Source organism: Photobacterium sp. GB-210 (assembly GCF_003026075.1).
Taxonomy (GTDB): Bacteria; Pseudomonadota; Gammaproteobacteria; order Enterobacterales; family Vibrionaceae; genus Photobacterium.
In genome coordinates this window covers 92557-110658 of sequence record NZ_PYNU01000002.1, presented here as the reverse complement: position 1 = coordinate 110658, position 18102 = coordinate 92557, and the positions used below count along the sequence as shown (strand labels likewise).

The window sequence follows — 18102 nt, the reverse complement described above, 5'->3', positions numbered from 1 at the left end:
GGTAACTCAATTCAAATACTCAAGAATGAGCACGAATTTCACCCTGACTAGACCGATAAATATATCATCGTCTATTCTATGGGTACTTTTTTATTCAAAAATGAATATCAACTTTCAGACAGATTATAGGTAGTCACTCTCATGTCTAAGCTGGTTTTAGTTCTAAACTGCGGTAGTTCATCTCTTAAGTTCGCAATCATCGATCCTGTATCAGGTGACGAACACCTTTCAGGTCTAGCAGAATGTCTAGGTCTTCCTGAAGCACGCATCAAGTGGAAACTTGATGGCAAGCACGAAGCACAACTAGGTGAAGGCGCGGCTCACGAAGAAGCTCTAGCATTCATGGTTGATACTATCCTTGCTTCTAAGCCTGAGCTTAAAGAGAACCTAGGCGCTATCGGTCACCGTATCGTACACGGTGGCGAGCAGTTCTCTGCTTCAGCTCTAATCGACGATGTTGTTCTTCAAGGTATCGTAGATGCGTCTGATTTCGCACCACTACACAACCCTGCACACGTTGTTGGTATCGAAGCTGCTAAACACAACTTCGCTGATCTTAAGAACGTAGCGGTATTCGACACGGCTTTCCACCAGACTATGCCTGAAGAAGCATTCCTATACGCTATCCCTTACAACCTATACAAAGAAAACGGTATCCGTCGCTACGGCGCACACGGTACTTCTCACCGTTTCATCGCTCGTGAAACAGCGAAACTTCTAGACAAGCCTCTTGATGAGCTAAACATCATCAACTGTCACCTAGGTAACGGCGCATCTGTATGTGCTATCAAAGGCGGTAAATCTGTAGATATCTCTATGGGTCTAACTCCTCTTGAAGGTCTAGTAATGGGTACACGTTGTGGTGACCTTGACCCAGCAGTTATGTTCCACCTACACGATCGTCTAGGTATGAGCGTTGCTGAAATCAACACAATGTTCACTAAAGAGTCTGGCCTACTAGGTCTAACTGGTGTGACTTCTGACTGTCGTTTCGTTGAAGAAAACTACGGCGTTAAAGAAGAAGCAACGCGTGCAATGAACGTATTCTGTCACCGTCTTGCTAAGTACGTAGCTAGCTACGCTGCAAACATGGATGGTCGTCTAGACGCTATCGTATTTACAGGCGGCATCGGTGAGAACTCTGCTCCTATCCGTGAAGAAGTACTTAAGCGTCTATCTATATTCGGTATCGAAGTAGACAGCGAAGCAAACCTTAAAGCACGCTTCGGTAACGAAGGGGTTATCACTTCTGCAAACAGCCGCATCCCTGCAATGGTTGTTTCTACTAACGAAGAGTTAGTAATCGCAGAAGATACAGCGCTTCTAGCTGAAATCTAATCTAACGATTATCTTAACGGCTGGCTTTAAGTCAGCCGTTTCTTCATGACATCCCGTCATGTTCTCATGTGGTATTGTTCTATAGTTATTCTACTAATTAAAATGAATTGTTATTGAACAGTGCTTTATCATTCAATAGTTTGAGGAATTCATAGTGTCCCGTACTATTATGCTTGTTCCAGTTGGCGCTGGCGTTGGTCTAACAAGTGTTAGCCTTGGTGTACTTCGTGCAATGGAACGCAAAGGCGTTCGCGTTTCTTTCTTTAAGCCTATTGCGCAACCGCGTAAAGGTGGCGATCAGCCAGATCTAACAACAACAATTATTAGTGCTAACAGCGATATGAAAATTGCTGAGTCATTCTCAATGGCAAGCGCTGAAGAATTGATCCGTAACGACAAAACTGATGTTCTTCTAGAAGACATTGTTGCACGCTTTAAAGCGGCAACAGCAGATGCTGACGTAACGCTAATCGAAGGTCTAGTTGCTACTCGTAAGCACCCTTTTGCAAACCAAATCAACTTTGAAATTGCAAAAACGCTAGATGCTGAAATCGTGTTCGTTGTATCTCCAGGTACTGATAACCCAGCTCAACTTAAAGAGCGTATTGAAGTAGCATGTTCTAACTTCGGTGGTATCAAGAACAAGCAAATCTCTGGTGTTATCGTTAACAAACTTAACGCACCAGTTGATGCTGAAGGCCGTACGCGTCCAGATCTTTCTGAGATCTTTGATGACGTAGAAGGTACTGTTCCTTCAAATGTTGAAATCATGCAAGTGTTCAACTCAAGCCCAATTCGTGTACTAGGTTGTGCACCTTGGAGCGCAGAGCTTATCGCTACACGTGCAACTGATATTGCTCAGCACCTAAATGCTGAAATTATCAATGCAGGTGACATCGAAACTCGTCGTATTAAGAGCATCACTTTCTGTGCACGCTCTATCCCTAATATGGTTGAGCACTTCCGTCCAGGTTCACTACTCGTCACTTCAGCTGACCGTCCAGACGTAATCGTTGCAGCATGTCTTGCAGCAATGAACGGCGTAGAGCTAGGTGCACTACTTCTAACAGGTGGTTACGAACTACCAAAACCTGTTATGGATCTATGTGAGCGCGCATTCGCGACTGGTCTTCCAGTCATGACTGCTCAAGGTAACACTTGGCAGACTTCTCTAAATCTACAGAGCTTCACACTAGAAGTACCTGCAGACGATAAAGAGCGTGTAGAGCTAGTTAACGAGTACATGGCAAGCCACATCGACGGTAACTGGATTGAGTCTCTAACTGAAGGTTCAAACCGTGAGCGTCGCCTAAGCCCACCAGCATTCCGTTACCAGCTAACTGAGCTAGCTCGTAAAGCGGCTAAGCGTATCGTTCTTCCTGAAGGTGACGAGCCACGTACAGTTAAAGCTGCGGCTATCTGTGCTGAGCGCGGTATCGCGGAATGTGTGCTTCTAGGTAACCCAGATGAAATCCGTCGCGTTGCAGAACAACAAGGCGTCGTTCTTGGTGCTGGCGTAACTATCATCAACTCTGACGAAGTACGTGAAAACTACGTGGCTCGTTTAGTTGAGTTACGTGGCGCGAAAGGTATGACTGACGTTGTTGCTCGTGAGAAGCTACAAGATTCAGTATTCCTAGGCACAATGATGCTTGAGAACAACGAAGTTGACGGTCTAGTGTCTGGTGCTGTTCACACAACAGCAAACACTATCGTTCCTCCGTTCCAAATCATCAAGACTGCACCAGATGCATCTATCGTATCTTCTGTATTCTTCATGCTACTACCAGACCAAGTATTGGTTTACGGTGACTGTGCGATCAACCCAGATCCAACAGCTGAGCAACTAGCTGAAATCGCTATCCAATCTGCAGATTCTGCAAAAGCATTTGGTATCGACCCACGTGTTGCTATGATCTCTTACTCTACTGGTGAATCAGGTAAGGGTGCAGACGTAGATAAAGTACGTGAAGCAACGAAGATCGCTCAAGAGAAACGTCCAGATCTCGTGATCGATGGTCCTCTTCAGTACGATGCTGCAATCATGGAAAACGTAGCTGCTTCTAAAGCACCTAACTCTCCAGTAGCAGGTAAAGCAACTGTATTTGTATTCCCAGACCTAAACACGGGTAACACAACATACAAAGCGGTACAGCGTTCAGCAGATCTAGTATCTATCGGTCCAATGCTTCAGGGTATGCGTAAGCCAGTTAACGACCTTTCTCGTGGCGCACTCGTAGACGATATCGTTTACACAGTTGCACTAACTGCGATTCAGGCAGAACAAGCTTCAGCTAAGTAAGTTTTAATACTTATTTAATCGACTGATAAAACGCTCCAATACATGTCTTCAATTTTTATTGAAATGTGTATTGGGGCGTTTTTTATTACTGGAATAAGGTGTTTTAACCCTTTATGCTGGCAAGCTAATTAACGGTTAAGGACAACCTGTTAGCATGGATTTTCTCAACTCTCTCGGGCTATTTATTGGCTCATTGATCTCCAATACCCTCGCATCACTCTCCGGTGGCGGCGCAGGCTTAATTCAATTTCCTCTACTTATCTTTCTTGGCTTACCCTTTAGCATCGCCCTTGCGACCCACAAAGTGGCAAGTGTGGCATTAGGCGTTGGTGCAGCCATTAAACATTTACGTCAAGGCACACTGTCGTTGAAATTTACACTCTATGTGATCCTTACAGGCGCAATAGGTGTGATTATTGGCGCAAACCTGATCCTCTCTTTTCCTGAAAATATCGCTGAAGCTGCACTCGGTATGTTAATACTCAGTCTTGGTATTTATTCACTGATGAAAAAAGAGCTAGGACAAAACGAAAACGCTATTCATCGCGACATAAAAGGGATGATCATTGGTGGGCTTGGTCTAGCCATTATTGGGGTATTAAATGGCTCACTTACCGCCGGAACAGGGCTATTTGTTACCTTATTTTTAATCCGTTGGTTTGGCTTTAACTACAAACAAGCGGTAGCACTAACCTTGGTGAGCGTTGGGCTATTTTGGAATGGAATTGGCGCTATCGCAATTTACCAAGCAGGCGCACCGATTTACTGGCCTTGGATCCCCGTATTATTACTCGGTTCATTACTGGGTGGTTATTTAGGCGCTCACCTTGCTCATCAAAAAAGTAATCAACTCATTAAACGTTGCTTTGAAGCCCTGACTTTTATTATTGGCTTTAAGTTACTTTTCTCAGCTTTCTAGTCCACGTTATTTAAGGAGTATTTCATGGATAAAGCGATCATTGATATCTACTACTGCCGTCAATGCAATTGGATGCTACGCTCTACATGGATGACCCAAGAGCTACTGCATACCTTCAGTGAAGAAATCCAAACCATCAGCCTTCACCCAGACACAGGTGGTCGTTTTGAAGTTCATTGTAATGGTCAGCTTATTTGGGAACGTAAAGCCGATGGTGGCTTTCCTGATGCGAAACAGCTAAAGCAACGTATTCGTGATGTTATCGACCCAGAACGCGATTTAGGCCATGTAGATCGCCATAGTAAGCCATAAGCGATAATACCTAGCTCTAAATACAATAACGCCCTGAATGTGCTTTCTCTATTAAGTGGCTTTGCGCTTAAAACCAGAGAGCTGCATTCAGGGCGTTACTTTTATCAATTAAAAATTAGATCTGGGTGTGTACCAGTACTTCACCGTCAAAGCTGATCACAGATAGCTGGTTGCCATCTAATAAACCATAACTTGCAGGTAACCCATTACGAGGAATAGCGACAGAGCCTGGGTTAAACACAAATAGCTCATCTTTTGCTTCTGCAACAGGAATATGAGTATGTCCCGATACAATCACATCACCAGCACGTAAACGAGGATGTTTATTGGCGTTATACACGTGACCATGCGTTAAAAAAAGACGCTGTCCTGTTGGCAATAACACAAGGTTGTAATCTGCCATAATAGGGAACTCAAGTAGCATTTGGTCGACTTCGCTGTCGCAGTTACCGCGTACCGCCGTAATACGTTCGCCATAGCGATTTAACAGCTCAGATACCTTGATAGGATTGTACCCTTCAGGTAATGGATTACGCGGGCCATGATTTAAAATATCACCCAACAGAATTAAGTGCTCTGCACCACTTTGTTCAAAAGCAGCAATCATCTTTTCAGCACTCGCTAAAGAGCCATGAATATCAGAGGCAAAAAATAATTTCATAATCAAAAACCAGTCATTAATCCAGATTCGAAGTCTACTCGTAGTCTTATCAAATTTCCATGTTAGCGGTACTGATATCTCACCACGAAATGCAACCAAATGCTTATGCGTGCATAATATTCGTGATAATTCTCTTACGTCACAATATTAAGATAATGGATTTTAAGTCTCTCGTTATACTGATAATTTAACTGATATAGAATGCTGATATATAATAGAAATAAGCAACACATCAAAGCTTAGATGATGACTGATAATGGAATAACGACATGAATATTTTAATGACAGGCGCAACAGGTTTTATCGGACGAGCACTGATTCCTCATTTCAATCATGATCACGTCACCATACTTACACGTAACCCGACTCGTGCTTACAATCAACTCGGTCATCATATCCTCGCCGTTGATAGCCTAGATAGCTTCGACAATTTCGACCAATTTGATGCTGTTATCAACCTTGCGGGTGAGCCGATCATCAATAAGCGTTGGAGTGACAAACAAAAAGAGAAAATCTGTCAAAGTCGTTGGGATATTACCCAGCAACTCGTTGATAAAATTAAAGCCAGTCGTCATCCTCCGCATACTTTTCTTAGTGGTTCTGCGGTGGGCATTTATGGTGATAACCAAGATAAAACCATTGATGAATCCATCCCGCTTGATATTAACGATAACGACTTTGCCCAGAACGTCTGTTACCGCTGGGAGCAAATTGCTCTTGAAGCCCAATCAGAACAAACCCGTGTGTGCTTGATCCGCACAGGTATCGTACTTGGCAAACAAGGCGGTGCATTGGCGCGCATGTTACTGCCTTATCAACTAGGATTAGGCGGAAAAATGGGTGATGGTAAACAATACTTTCCTTGGATCCATATACAAGACATGATCAAAGGCATCATCTTTTTACTTAATCACCCAGAAGCCCATGGCGCATTTAACTTTACTGCACCAACACCGGTGACGAATAAAGTGTTTAGCCAAACCTTAGCCGCAACTCTAAAGCGTCCACACATTTTATTTACCCCTGCTTGGGTTCTAAAACTAGGGCTTGGAGAATCAGCACAACTATTGCTTGATAGCCAACGTGCGCTACCGAATAAGTTACAGCAAGAAGGGTTTAACTTTAGCTTCCCTTGTATTGAGCAAGCATTGAAGCAGACGTTATGTGATTGAGGGAAACTCTGCATTTTCAACATTGGAATTGAAATAGACGTTACATGATTACAGTATACAGGCTGTTGTATACCGATTAAAATTCGAAATCATAATCGCCTGAGACAAAAAAATGAAAGAAGAAGCTCAAGTATTAGATGAATTTAAAGCGTTATTTATTCGACTGCACTCCGTTCTAGGAGCTACATCCGCAGCTTTCTTTTTTGCACTATTAAGTTCAGGAAATAATACAATCAACTCACCCGAAATAATCCTCGCAACATTATGTTTTTGTGTAAGTTTACCTTTAAATACTAGCCTTGCATTTTTCTTATCTTGGTTCGGAGATTCTAAACATATTATTAATAGACTTTATCCACATATGCCTATGTGGAGTTTACAAAAAACAATACCAACAATAGCTTGGTATAGTTCCCTATTAGGTTTCTTTTTTCTAATTAGCTTTTATTCATATTGGTTTGCAATTTTTTCTGCTTGTTCATTCATTTACACTTTTTGCTGTTTAAAAAATGTGGTTTTAAAACCATTCAAAGATTATTTAAATGAACAAATCAAGACTAGTCATACAGAGTAAATGCACTTCCAATACACTACATTATCTAAAGACCGTATATATAATAAACGGTCTTTAGATATCAATATCACCTTAACGGCAACAACAGCTTCTTGATCTGCGATCGTGACACTAAATACACCAACCCAATAGCCAGCACAGGTAAGCCTAACCACATAAATGGATGTAAGGTAAACGGCAGTTCAAAACCTTTCACCACCAGCAAACCAACAACAAATTCAGCACCTATGGCTGCAATAATACCAGCCAATAACGCGATAATGCCGTATTCAAACCACAAGGTAGCGGCAATACGTTTACGGCTTGCTCCGAGTGTGCGATAAAGCTGAATTTCGGTTTGACGCTCTGAAATACTCAAGCGCAATAAGGTCATAATGAGTAGTAATCCACTCAGTACACCTAAGCCAGCTAATACCGTAAGTGACCAACTCACTTGGGCTAATAAAGCTTGAATCCGTGTTGCCATCATACGTAGATCAAGCACACTCACCGTTGGATAATTACTGGCTAAGGTATTGAGTAAATCACTTTGCTGATCATTCACTCTAAAACTCACTAACCATGTAGCAGGAAACGACTGCAATACATCTGGGGTGAAAATGAAGTAGAAGTTCGGCTTCATATTACGCCATTCCACATCACGAATGCTGTTTACTGTGGCGTTAAACTCTAGCCCACCAATGGTAAAAGCCAGCTTGTCACCCAATGCAATGTTTAAGCGTTTCGCAATGCCAGATTCCACTGAAACACCTGAGCTACTTCCCCATTTACCTGCAATCACCTCATTATGACTCGGTAAGCTTTCCGCCCATGTGAAGTTAAGCTCTCGTCTTAATGCAGGATCGCGTTCTGGACTATTGTCGGAAGTAATCTCTGCAGCTACGCCACTTTGGCTTTCATCTTCTGATAAGTAAAAGCGTTGCTCATTAATCGCGACCAATCTTCCACGGGTCACAGGATAACCTTCAGAGCGAGCTAATTGATTCGCATCTAAATAATCTAAATAGGCTTGTTGCTGATCTGGCGCAATATTAATTGCAAACACATTAGGCGCATCAGCAGGTAAGGTATTTTTCCAATCCGCAAGTAACTCGTTACGTAATAATCCAATCACAGCTAATAGCATTAACGAACACGTCAATGCCGCCAATTGCGTCGCGGTCTTCGCTTTACTACGATTGACACGACTTAACGCCAATGCATAAGCAGAGCCAAGCTTAATCTTCTTAAGTAATGCGATGGCAGCAAGGCCAACTAAAGCCAGTAACACTAACAATGCCACCATGCCCAATAAGGTCAGCCAAACAAATACATTGCTACCAATCCACCATACTGCTGAAAAAACAGGGAAGATCAACAACAACCATATAGCTGAGAACTTAGATGCTGGGCTCTGGGTTGCTTGTACCGTATTCATTGCAGAAGCATTAACCAAGCGAGAAAGCGGAATACCCAACGCTGGCAATGAAATGAAAAGTGCGAGTAATAAGCTGATCACTAACGGAGCAAACCCAATAGCCGGTAATTCATCAGGTAACAACTGTTGCAGTGGATAGCGCAGTAACCATTCGAGCCCAAAACCCAATAGCAAACCAACACCAATCGCGACTGAGAACACAACCGCTATTTGTTGTAATAACCATCGCCATAAAAAACGACGACTTGCGCCAAGGCTCTTCATCATTGCGACTGACGTGATCCGCGTCGATGCATAGTGCTGACATGTAAGTACTAAGGTTGCTGATGCCATGAGTACTACCAGCACTAAAGTCAGTGATAGGTATTGCCTTGCTCGTTCAATAAAATCACCACTGCGCCCGGCATCGTTTTCAGTTAACCAGCGTTGGCTTGGGGTTAACTTCATCGTTTCACGAATATCAGCAAGATCAGGATCGGAGCCGGAAAAATAGTAGCGATAGCTGATCCTGCTACCTTCTTGAATTCCACCAATGGCAGCAATGTCTTTATTGTTGATCAATACTGCTGGCATTTGGCTAAAAGGGTTAAAAGACAGCTCAGGATCTTCTAAGATTCTCCCACTAATGGTTAGCTCCCCATCCCCCAGCATGAGTGTATCGCCCTCTTTGACATCCAGCAGCGAAAATAAGCGTTCTGATAACCACAACTCACCGGGGCTCACATGATGGTGCACAGACTTATCAGCCGCTTGTAATCGTAAATCGCCACGCAATGGAAATTTCGCATCAACCACTTTAACGCTGACTAACTGCATACCGTTATCGCTAAATGCCATGGTACCAAAGCGAGTTTGCTGTGAAGTGGTGATCTTATTGGTTGATAACGGTTGTAAATCTACCGCTTGCGATGACTTCAATACCATATCTGCCGCTAACGCAGAGCGACCTTGCGAAACTATGATCCCTTCAACACGGCTTACCAATGCCGATAACGCAAACACACAAGCAATGATTAAACTCAGTGCCAAGGTAACTAGCCACAACTGACCTTGTCGTATTTCACGCCACGCCCAACGTAAAAAGAACGGACGTTTTTTCATCGAAAGTGAATCACTCTGCATGACGTTCATCCCTCGCGAGTTTGCCGTTATCTAATCGCATAATTCGATCGCAACGAGCCGCTAATGTATCGTCATGAGTGACAAGCACCAGTGTTGTACCGCTGTTTTTATTAAGTTCAAACAACAACTCAATGATCATGGCTGCGGTATGCTGATCGAGGTTTCCCGTTGGCTCATCAGCAAATAAAATTTTCGGTTTGATCATAAATGCACGGGCTAGCGCGACGCGTTGCTGTTCACCACCGGATAACTGACTCGGTAAGTGGGTTTCTCGCCCTTTCAAACCAACAACAGCAAGCAATTCTTTTGCTCGCTCAACATCCACATCATTATCTTGGATCAAACACGGTAACGTGACGTTCTCCAGCGCATTTAAAGTCGGTAGTAACAGGAAGTTTTGAAACACGAAACCAATAGATTCACTACGTAATTGAGCGCGTTGTTCATCATCTAACGTAGAAAGGTTATGACCAAGTAGCTCTATTTCACCTTGTGTTGGTACATCGAGCCCCGCCAGTAATGTCATCAAGGTTGATTTACCCGCGCCAGAGACACCGACAAGGGCAATAGACTCTCCTTGCTCGACCTCAAGCGAAACATCCTGCAAAATAGTCATAGGCGACAAGGTAGTCGTGACTTGTTTTGAAACAGAGTGTGCCTTAATTACGGAGACAGACATGATACGAATCCTTTCATTGTTGATGCTGGTGTTTTCATCCACCGCATTGAGTCAAACACTGTTAGTTCTTGGCGATAGCCTCAGTGCTGGTTATCAGATGCCAGCAGAGAAAAGCTGGCCTGCACTACTGCCGCCACTGTTAGAACAGCAAAAACAACCAACGACCATTGTGAATGCGAGTATCTCTGGCGATACCAGTGGTAATGGGTTGGCACGATTACCAGCATTATTGGAACAACATAAGCCTGATTTTGTTTTAATCGAATTAGGTGCGAATGATGGCTTACGTGGGTTTCATCCTAAAATATTACGTAATAACCTTAGCCAAATGATCAATGAGATCCAAAAAGTGGGATCGCAGCCACTATTAATGCAAATTGAAGTCCCACCCAATTATGGGAAACGTTATAACGAACTGTTTCGTAATACTTACCCATCATTAAGTGAAGACACCAATGTGCCTTTATTGCCGTTTTTTCTTATCGATATTATTGTAAAGCCAGAATTAATGATGAAAGATGGCCTTCACCCAACCGCACAAGCACAGCCGCTGATCGCTCAATTTATGGCAAAGCATCTTCAACCTTATCTCAACAAGGAAAGCTCACAGTGACACAATCTATTTTAATGACAGGGTGTAGCTCTGGTATTGGCTATTACTGCGCAAAAACACTGACCGAGCAAGGCCTTAACGTTGTTGCTAGTTGTCGAAAATCAGAGGATGTAGAAAGGCTCAATCAAGAAGGTATTCGTTGCGTTCAATTGGATATCACTTCAGAGTCATCCATCACAGAAGGTTTAAGCCAAGCACTAGCCATCACTGGCGGAAAATTAGATGTGTTATTTAATAATGCCGCTTACGGACAACCCGGCGCATTAGAAGATTTACCGACCTCAGCTCTACGTGAACAATTTGAAGCGAATTTCTTTGGCTGGCACGAGCTAACCAAGCAAGTCATCCCACTGATGCTTACCCAAGGTCACGGTAAAATTGTACAAAACAGCTCAGTACTGGGATTAGTCGCCATGAAATATCGCGGCGCATATAACGCCAGTAAATTTGCAATTGAAGGCTATACCGATACCTTACGTTTAGAGTTAGACAATACGCCGATTAGTATTTCTTTGATCGAGCCAGGACCAATTGAAAGCCAATTTCGCGCAAACGCAAAACGCATGTTTGAACGTCATATTGATATGAACAACTCTCGCCATTATGACAACTACCAAGACACCCTCTCTCGCCTTGGTAAAGAAAAGGTGACCAACAAATTTACTTTAAAACCTGATGCAGTATTACGACCACTATTGGACATCATTAATAGCTCTCGCCCAAAATCACGCTATTACGTGACACAACCGACTTATATTTTTGGTTTCTTACGTCGTATCCTACCAACAAGATTTCTTGATAAGTTACTGATAAAAAGCAATTAATAAAGAAAAAATCTGCTTAAAACCCATCGCTTTTAGGCAGTTTTCTCACCTTATAAAAGTGGTGATAAAAACAACATTTATAAAATCAATGATGATTAATATGCTGATTTATAACCACTAAACATAAAAAAACACTTACTCCAGTTAAGAATATCACCCAATATAACATTTTCTATAAAACGTAATATTATTGTCATATAACAAATGTAATGTGATCCCATAACTTAAGCTAATTATCAAACTTAGCTCTTTCTTCATTACGTTTAAGGTGTATATATGACATTGCGCCAAATTAACTTACTATGCGCGTGTATCACGTTAGTGCTTTTGCTGGTATTCGGTAATTAATACTGTTCTTTCTCGTTTTTTAAACACTTACTAATTTCTGTTTCATTATCTCAACTTGATCCACATCGATTCATCCCCATATATTTGGTATAGCCTTTCAAATAGTCAACGGATCGAATTACATGTACCAAAATACTGCGCTAGAAATTAATGAACAAAATCTGCAACAGGTTATCGAGCAATCGATGCAAACACCTGTTGTGATCAGTTTTTGGGCGCCATCGATGCCTGAAACGCTAGAAGTGAATGCAACGCTAGAAAAACTGGCTCGTGAATACCAAGGACAATTTATCCTTGCTTCACTAAACTGTGAAACCCAACAAATGGTCGCTTCTCAGTTCGGTGTCCGTGGTTTACCTACTGTTGCTCTGTTTAAAGATGGTCAACCTGCTGATGGCTCTGCAGGGCCACAAACAGAGCAAACATTACGTGAAATGCTAACTCGTCATCTACCAAGTCAAGAAGAGCTGGCATTAAAACAGGCATTGGTATTAGTTGATAATAAAGAATACGCTCAAGCTCTACCGCTACTACGTCAACTGTCAGCACAACTTCCTAACGATAGCTTAGTAAAACTAGCTATTGCAGAGTGCCTGATTGAAACCGCTTTGTTTGATGAGGCCGAGCCGATTCTTGCGACAATCCCAATGCAAGATCAGGATGCACAATACAAAGGCTTGGTCGCTAAATTAGAATTACACAAGCAAGCGGGTAACTCGCCAGAGATCCAACAACTAGAACAGAAACTAGCGTCCGAACCTGACAATGTTGAATTACGTTATGAACTCGCCGTGCAATACAGCCAAGTAAACCGTAATGAAGAAGCGCTAGAGTTATTGATTGCAATTTTACGTAAAGACATGAACTTCTCAGATGGTAATGCAAAGAAAACCATGATGGATATTCTTGCAGCATTAGGTCAAGGCAATCCAATTGCAGCCTCTTACCGCCGTCAGCTTTACTCTTTGATGTATTAATTCGATAAAGTATAAATAGCAAAAAGCCCGATACGCTTTTAACTCTAAGAGTTCACGTATCGGGCTTTTTCGTATTTATTTATCGTAAAATATTACTTCTTACGATCGCGCAGTACATTCGTTAGACGTTTACGTTGGCGTTCTTGAGAAACAGTTAGCTTCTGCTTTTTAGTCTCAAATGGGTTTTCGCTATTCTGGAATTGAATGCGAATCGGTGTCCCCATCATTTCTAATGACTTACGGTAGTAGTTCATTAGGTAACGCTTATATGAACCCGGAAGATCATTAACTTGGTTACCGTGAACGACAATGATCGGTGGGTTATAACCACCGGCGTGCGCATACTTAAGCTTCACACGACGACCACGGATCATCGGTGGCTGGTGATCATCTTGTGCCATTTGCATAATACGCGTTAGTAGCGAAGTACTAATACGCTTAGTTGCAGACTGGTATGCTTCAATCACTGACTCATATAAGTGACCAACACCGGTACCGTGAAGTGCTGAAATAAAGTGAATACGCGCAAAGTCAACGAAGCCTAAACGACGGTCAAGTTCAGACTTAACACGCTCTTTCACTTCGTTATCTAAACCATCCCACTTGTTCACAGCAATCACTAATGAACGGCCTGCATTTAGCGCAAAACCTAATAAGCTTAGATCTTGATCTGAAATGTTTTCACGAGCATCGATAATCAACAATACAACGTTAGCATCTTCAACCGCTTTTAACGTTTGAATAACTGAGAATTTCTCAACCGCTTGGTGCATGTTCTTACGACGACGGATACCCGCAGTATCGATCAATACGTACTCTTGACCATCACGTTCCATTGGAATGTAAATAGAGTCACGCGTTGTTCCTGGCATATCGTAAACAACAACACGTTCTTCACCTAAAATACGGTTTGTTAGTGTTGATTTACCTACGTTTGGACGACCAATAATTGCAAGCTTAATTGGCTGCTCTTGAAGACGCTTATAGGCAGCTTCCGCGTCCGCTTCAGAAAGGTTTGCTTTCTCAATATCTTCAACCGATGTTAGATCTTCAAGTTGAAGTTCTTGCTCTTCACCTTCTTCTGCAAGCTCTGCATTCAGTTTGTCAGAGAACGGTGCTAATGCGCGCTCCATCAATGCAGTAACACCACGGTTTTGAGTTGCTGCAATTTGGTACATTGCATCAACGCCTAAACGCCAGAATTCAGCACAAGCACTGTCTGCATCAATACCATCAACCTTGTTTACCACAAGGAACGTTGGCTTTTGACGGCTACGTAAGTGCTTAGCAATTGCTTCGTCTGCGGCAGTTAAACCAGCACGACCATCTACTAGGAACAGAACAACATCAGCTTCTTCGATCGCTGCTAATGACTGTTCAGCCATTTTTGTTTCAACGCCTTCCTCAGTACCATCAATACCACCGGTATCGATAACAATGAATTCATGCTCTTCTAGCTCTGCTCTACCGTATTTACGATCCCTAGTTAAGCCAGGAAAGTCAGCAACAAGTGCATCCCTTGTGCGAGTAAGACGATTAAATAGCGTCGATTTACCCACGTTCGGGCGCCCGACTAGGGCAACAACAGGAATCATAACTACCTCTTACTTTTCATAGTCTTATTGACATTTTTACCGTTCATTCTTGCCTCCAGTTCACATTTCTGAGAACCTTCATCCGGCAATAATATATTCAACGGATATAACAACAACGGCTCCAACTACGTATCGCAGCTGGAGCCGACAAATTAATCTAGCGACATTATACCGTTTTATTGCGGTATTTGCATTTTGTTGATTTCACCATCTCTGGTTACAACAATAAAGCCATTATCGTCTAGTGCAACAGGCGGTACAGCAATACCACTACCGTCGACTGATTCTTGAGAAACAAACTCGCCACTTTGGGTATCAAGCCAGTGTAAGTAACCTTCAGCATCACCCACAACTAAATAACCATCAATCACAGCAGGCGCACTTAGCTGGCGATATTGTAAATCAGTGTTCTGCCATAGCTCTGTACCACTACGCGCATCAACAGCAACAATATGATCTTTCGCTGTTACTAAGAATAGCTCACTACCATCAATAACAAAGTCAGTTGCTGACGAATAGTTACGTTTCCATGCGATCTGACCAGAACGAAGATCGATCGATACTAATGTGCCATTATAACCAACAGCATATAAACGATCGCCATCAATAACTGGTGACGCATCAACGTCAACTAAACGATCAATTTCTGTTGAACCTTTTGGTGACGCAATCAATTGTTGCCACAACATACGTCCATCAGACATTAATGCGCCAGCTATACGTCCATTCGCTAAGCCCCAGAACACACCACCAGAAACAGCAACCGGTGAACTATCACCTCGTAATGTCAACGTTGGAACTTCATTGCTGACTTGCCATTTAGAAACGCCCGTTTCAGCATCAAGTGCTTGCAGCACACCCAAGCTGGTATTAACAACAACTAAGCCATCAGAAACAAGTGGTTTTGACAGAACTTCACCAGCGACAGTGGTACGCCATACTTCCTTACCCGTCTCTGCATCAAGTGCAATGACTTTTGCATTGGCTGTACCGACGAACAGTTTACCATCACCTAAAACAAGTCCACCAGTCAACAACGCGCTGCTGTCTTTTTCTAGATCAGTTTTCCATTCAACTTTACCATTTGCTGGATTCAGTGCTTCGATTAAACCATTACGATCTGCAACGTACACTTTATCTAGCCCAACAACGGGGGTGAGTTTTGAGTAATAACCAGAAACACCGTTACCTACGCTACGGCTCCAATCTGTTTTTGGTGTGAAAGTATTATCAACCTTTGGCAATGGTGCCATTTGAATTGAATCGACTTCACTTGCACAACCCGATAGCACGCTTACTGCAACAGCAACGGCCAAAACACGTTTTAACACCTTATGCATCATCATCTGCCTTATTGCGCTAAATCATCAAGTTTCATTTGCAGCGCAGGTGACGAACCTTCCTGCTGAGCTTCTACATATGCTTCACGTGCACCAGTGATATCACCTTTTTGTAACAGGATATCACCACGCAGTTCAGCAACTTTTGACTTCCAGCTTGGCACTGTTACTTTTTTAAGCTCAGCTAATGCTTCATCAAATTTTTGTTGCTCAGCATAAATACGAGCTAAACGTGTTGTTGCCAATGGCAAAATAGCGTCATCTTTAGTGTGATTAATCACCCACTGAAGTTGCTCAACCGCACCGTCCAGATCTTTATTATCTACCTGAACTTTCGCTAGCTGTAGTGCTGTCAGTACCGCATATTGACTATCTTTATTCGCATCAATAAACGTTTTTGCTTCAGCGACTGCGTCTTTGCTGTTTTCATCAAGCGCAGAAACAACTTGTGTATAGGTGTCAGATGCAACGTGTTTTGCAACATGTACTTCAGACTGGTAGTAACGCCAGCCCCAAAGACCACCTAAACCAATCACGGCACCTAGAACAACGGCTTTGCCGTTTTCTTGCCACCACGATTTAATCGCTTCAACCTGTTGTTCTTCTGTGGCGTAGTCGTTCACTTCCTGTCCTCTCTTAAATCAATGCTGCCAGCTTCGCGGCAACCTCATCCTGTGCCATGGTCGTCTGCTCACCGCCGTGTAAATCTTTTACTACTACGGAGTTTTCAGCTATTTCATTTTCTCCAAGAACTAATGCAACCGCGGCACCAACGTTGTCAGCACGCTTAAATTGCTTCTTGAAGTTACCACCACCAAAGTTAGTCATCACTCGTAAACCTGGTACTTCAGTACGTAGTTTTTCAGCTAACTTCATACCCGCAGCTAATGTGCCTTCACCAGCTGTAACCATGTATACATCTACAGAACGACGAACCTCATCTTTTTCTAATGCTTCCATTAGTAATACTAGACGCTCAAGCCCCATCGCAAAACCAACTGAAGGTGTCGCTTTACCGCCTAGTTGTTCAACTAGACCATCATAACGACCACCACCACAAACAGTGCCTTGTGAACCAAGGCTCTCTGTGATCCATTCAAATACAGTACGGTTATAATAATCTAAACCACGTACAAGACGTTCATTTACTTGATATTTGATGCCAGCAGCGTCTAATAGTTCACATAAACCAGCAAAGTGTTCTTTAGACTCTAGATCTAAGTACTCTGAAAGTTTAGGTGCATCTTCTAGAATTTCTTGAATTGCTGCATTCTTAGTATCTAAAACGCGTAATGGATTGGTGTACATACGGCGTTTTGCATCTTCATCAAGCACATCTAAGTGTTGCTCTAAAAATGCGATTAAAGCTTTACGGTATTCTGCACGCGCTTCGAGTGAACCTATTGAGTTTAACTCTAAACGTACGTGCTCATTAATACCAAGTTCACGCCATAGACGTGATGTCATCATGATCAATTCAGCGTCAATATCAGGGCCATTAAGACCAAAGACTTCTACACCGACTTGGTGGAATTGACGGTAACGGCCTTTTTGAGGGCGCTCATGACGGAACATGGGACCAATGTACCAAAGACGCTGTTCTTGGTTATATAGTAAACCATTTTGAATACCAGCACGTACACATCCCGCAGTCCCTTCAGGACGTAGCGTTAAGCTATCACCGTTACGGTCTTCAAAAGTGTACATTTCCTTTTCAACAACGTCGGTCACTTCACCGATAGCACGTTTAAACAAATGTGTTGATTCAACAATCGGCATACGAACTTCATTGTAACCGTATGCACTGATCACTTGTTTAACTGTACCTTCGACTTTCTGCCAAAGTGGAGATTGTGTTGGAAGGCAATCGTTCATGCCTCGAATTGCTTGAATTTGTTTCGCCACGTTT

The 18102-nt window shown here is 42.7% G+C and carries 16 protein-coding genes; 9 read left to right on the top strand and 7 right to left on the bottom strand.

Annotated elements, in window-relative coordinates; genetic code table 11:
• Positions 1–141 precede the first annotated feature (141 nt).
• From C9J38_RS04180 to C9J38_RS04165, 4 genes are all read left to right on the top strand, one after another.
• The gene (locus tag C9J38_RS04180; protein ID WP_107206002.1) at positions 142–1338 is read left to right on the top strand and encodes an acetate kinase; all 1197 of its coding nucleotides are present in this window, start codon (positions 142–144) and stop codon (positions 1336–1338) included.
• A gap of 154 nt (positions 1339–1492) precedes the next feature.
• A complete protein-coding gene (gene pta / locus C9J38_RS04175; protein WP_199187094.1) occupies positions 1493–3640 on the top strand; it encodes a phosphate acetyltransferase in 2148 nt (715 codons plus the stop codon).
• A gap of 154 nt (positions 3641–3794) precedes the next feature.
• Positions 3795–4559 (top strand): sulfite exporter TauE/SafE family protein, encoded by a 765-nt coding sequence (locus tag C9J38_RS04170; protein ID WP_107206000.1) that lies wholly within the window; start codon positions 3795–3797, stop codon positions 4557–4559.
• 24 nt (positions 4560–4583) lie between these two features.
• Positions 4584–4871, top strand: a complete 288-nt coding sequence (locus C9J38_RS04165) for a SelT/SelW/SelH family protein (protein ID WP_107205999.1) — start codon at positions 4584–4586, stop codon at positions 4869–4871.
• 115 nt (positions 4872–4986) lie between these two features.
• On the opposite strand, the gene yfcE is transcribed toward C9J38_RS04165, so the two are convergent.
• Positions 4987–5532, bottom strand: a complete 546-nt coding sequence (gene yfcE, locus C9J38_RS04160; protein WP_107205998.1) for a phosphodiesterase — start codon at positions 5530–5532, stop codon at positions 4987–4989.
• 269 nt (positions 5533–5801) lie between these two features.
• On the opposite strand from yfcE, the gene C9J38_RS04155 reads away from it, so the two are divergent.
• Together C9J38_RS04155 and C9J38_RS04150 are read left to right on the top strand one after the other, a co-directional pair.
• Positions 5802–6704 (top strand): TIGR01777 family oxidoreductase, encoded by a 903-nt coding sequence (locus C9J38_RS04155; RefSeq protein WP_107205997.1) that lies wholly within the window; start codon positions 5802–5804, stop codon positions 6702–6704.
• A 112-nt stretch (positions 6705–6816) separates the two neighbouring features.
• Positions 6817–7278, top strand: coding sequence for a hypothetical protein (locus C9J38_RS04150; RefSeq protein ID WP_107205996.1), 462 nt, complete (start codon positions 6817–6819; stop codon positions 7276–7278).
• A gap of 67 nt (positions 7279–7345) precedes the next feature.
• Here C9J38_RS04150 and C9J38_RS04145 read toward each other — a convergent pair whose 3' ends face one another.
• Together C9J38_RS04145 and C9J38_RS04140 are read right to left on the bottom strand one after the other, a co-directional pair.
• Complete coding sequence (locus tag C9J38_RS04145) at positions 7346–9817, bottom strand: ABC transporter permease (RefSeq protein ID WP_107205995.1); 2472 nt, start codon at positions 9815–9817, stop codon at positions 7346–7348.
• Positions 9807–10496 (bottom strand): ABC transporter ATP-binding protein, encoded by a 690-nt coding sequence (locus tag C9J38_RS04140; RefSeq protein WP_107205994.1) that lies wholly within the window; start codon positions 10494–10496, stop codon positions 9807–9809. The genes C9J38_RS04145 and C9J38_RS04140 overlap by 11 nt, the downstream gene beginning before the upstream one ends.
• Between C9J38_RS04140 and tesA the strand changes: the two genes are divergently transcribed.
• From tesA to C9J38_RS04125, 3 genes are all read left to right on the top strand, one after another.
• On the top strand, positions 10495–11109 hold the full coding sequence (tesA, locus tag C9J38_RS04135) for a multifunctional acyl-CoA thioesterase I/protease I/lysophospholipase L1 (protein WP_107205993.1): 615 nt from the start codon (positions 10495–10497) through the stop codon (positions 11107–11109). The genes C9J38_RS04140 and tesA overlap by 2 nt on opposite strands.
• Positions 11106–11933, top strand: a complete 828-nt coding sequence (locus C9J38_RS04130) for an SDR family oxidoreductase (RefSeq protein WP_107205992.1) — start codon at positions 11106–11108, stop codon at positions 11931–11933. Before tesA ends, C9J38_RS04130 begins: the two co-directional genes overlap by 4 nt.
• Before the next feature lie 470 nt (positions 11934–12403).
• Positions 12404–13258 (top strand): co-chaperone YbbN, encoded by an 855-nt coding sequence (locus C9J38_RS04125; protein ID WP_107205991.1) that lies wholly within the window; start codon positions 12404–12406, stop codon positions 13256–13258.
• 92 nt (positions 13259–13350) lie between these two features.
• On the opposite strand, the gene der is transcribed toward C9J38_RS04125, so the two are convergent.
• From der to hisS, 4 genes are all read right to left on the bottom strand, one after another.
• Positions 13351–14853: a ribosome biogenesis GTPase Der gene (gene der / locus C9J38_RS04120; protein ID WP_107205990.1), complete on the bottom strand. Its 1503-nt coding sequence runs from the start codon at positions 14851–14853 to the stop codon at positions 13351–13353.
• 176 nt (positions 14854–15029) lie between these two features.
• Positions 15030–16193, bottom strand: coding sequence for an outer membrane protein assembly factor BamB (gene bamB / locus C9J38_RS04115; RefSeq protein ID WP_107205989.1), 1164 nt, complete (start codon positions 16191–16193; stop codon positions 15030–15032).
• An 11-nt stretch (positions 16194–16204) separates the two neighbouring features.
• Positions 16205–16816: a YfgM family protein gene (locus C9J38_RS04110; protein ID WP_107205988.1), complete on the bottom strand. Its 612-nt coding sequence runs from the start codon at positions 16814–16816 to the stop codon at positions 16205–16207.
• Positions 16817–16829: 13 nt separating this feature from the next.
• Entirely contained in the window at positions 16830–18098 is a 1269-nt protein-coding gene (gene hisS, locus C9J38_RS04105) for a histidine--tRNA ligase (protein ID WP_107205987.1), read from the bottom strand.
• Positions 18099–18102 lie beyond the last annotated feature (4 nt).

Bases quoted from the DNA above. Each gene is read 5' to 3' on its own strand.
- C9J38_RS04180 (WP_107206002.1), top strand. From the start codon at position 142: ATGTCTAAGCTGGTTTTAGTTCTAAACTGCGGTAGTTCATCTCTTAAG.
- C9J38_RS04170 (WP_107206000.1), top strand. From the start codon at position 3,795: ATGGATTTTCTCAACTCTCTCGGGCTATTTATTGGCTCATTGATCTCC.
- C9J38_RS04165 (WP_107205999.1), top strand. From the start codon at position 4,584: ATGGATAAAGCGATCATTGATATCTACTACTGCCGTCAATGCAATTGG.
- yfcE (WP_107205998.1), bottom strand. From the start codon at position 5,532: ATGAAATTATTTTTTGCCTCTGATATTCATGGCTCTTTAGCGAGTGCT.
- C9J38_RS04155 (WP_107205997.1), top strand. From the start codon at position 5,802: ATGAATATTTTAATGACAGGCGCAACAGGTTTTATCGGACGAGCACTG.
- C9J38_RS04150 (WP_107205996.1), top strand. From the start codon at position 6,817: ATGAAAGAAGAAGCTCAAGTATTAGATGAATTTAAAGCGTTATTTATT.
- C9J38_RS04145 (WP_107205995.1), bottom strand. From the start codon at position 9,817: ATGCAGAGTGATTCACTTTCGATGAAAAAACGTCCGTTCTTTTTACGT.
- tesA (WP_107205993.1), top strand. From the start codon at position 10,495: ATGATACGAATCCTTTCATTGTTGATGCTGGTGTTTTCATCCACCGCA.
- C9J38_RS04140 (WP_107205994.1), bottom strand. From the start codon at position 10,496: ATGTCTGTCTCCGTAATTAAGGCACACTCTGTTTCAAAACAAGTCACG.
- C9J38_RS04125 (WP_107205991.1), top strand. From the start codon at position 12,404: ATGTACCAAAATACTGCGCTAGAAATTAATGAACAAAATCTGCAACAG.
- der (WP_107205990.1), bottom strand. From the start codon at position 14,853: ATGATTCCTGTTGTTGCCCTAGTCGGGCGCCCGAACGTGGGTAAATCG.
- bamB (WP_107205989.1), bottom strand. From the start codon at position 16,193: ATGCATAAGGTGTTAAAACGTGTTTTGGCCGTTGCTGTTGCAGTAAGC.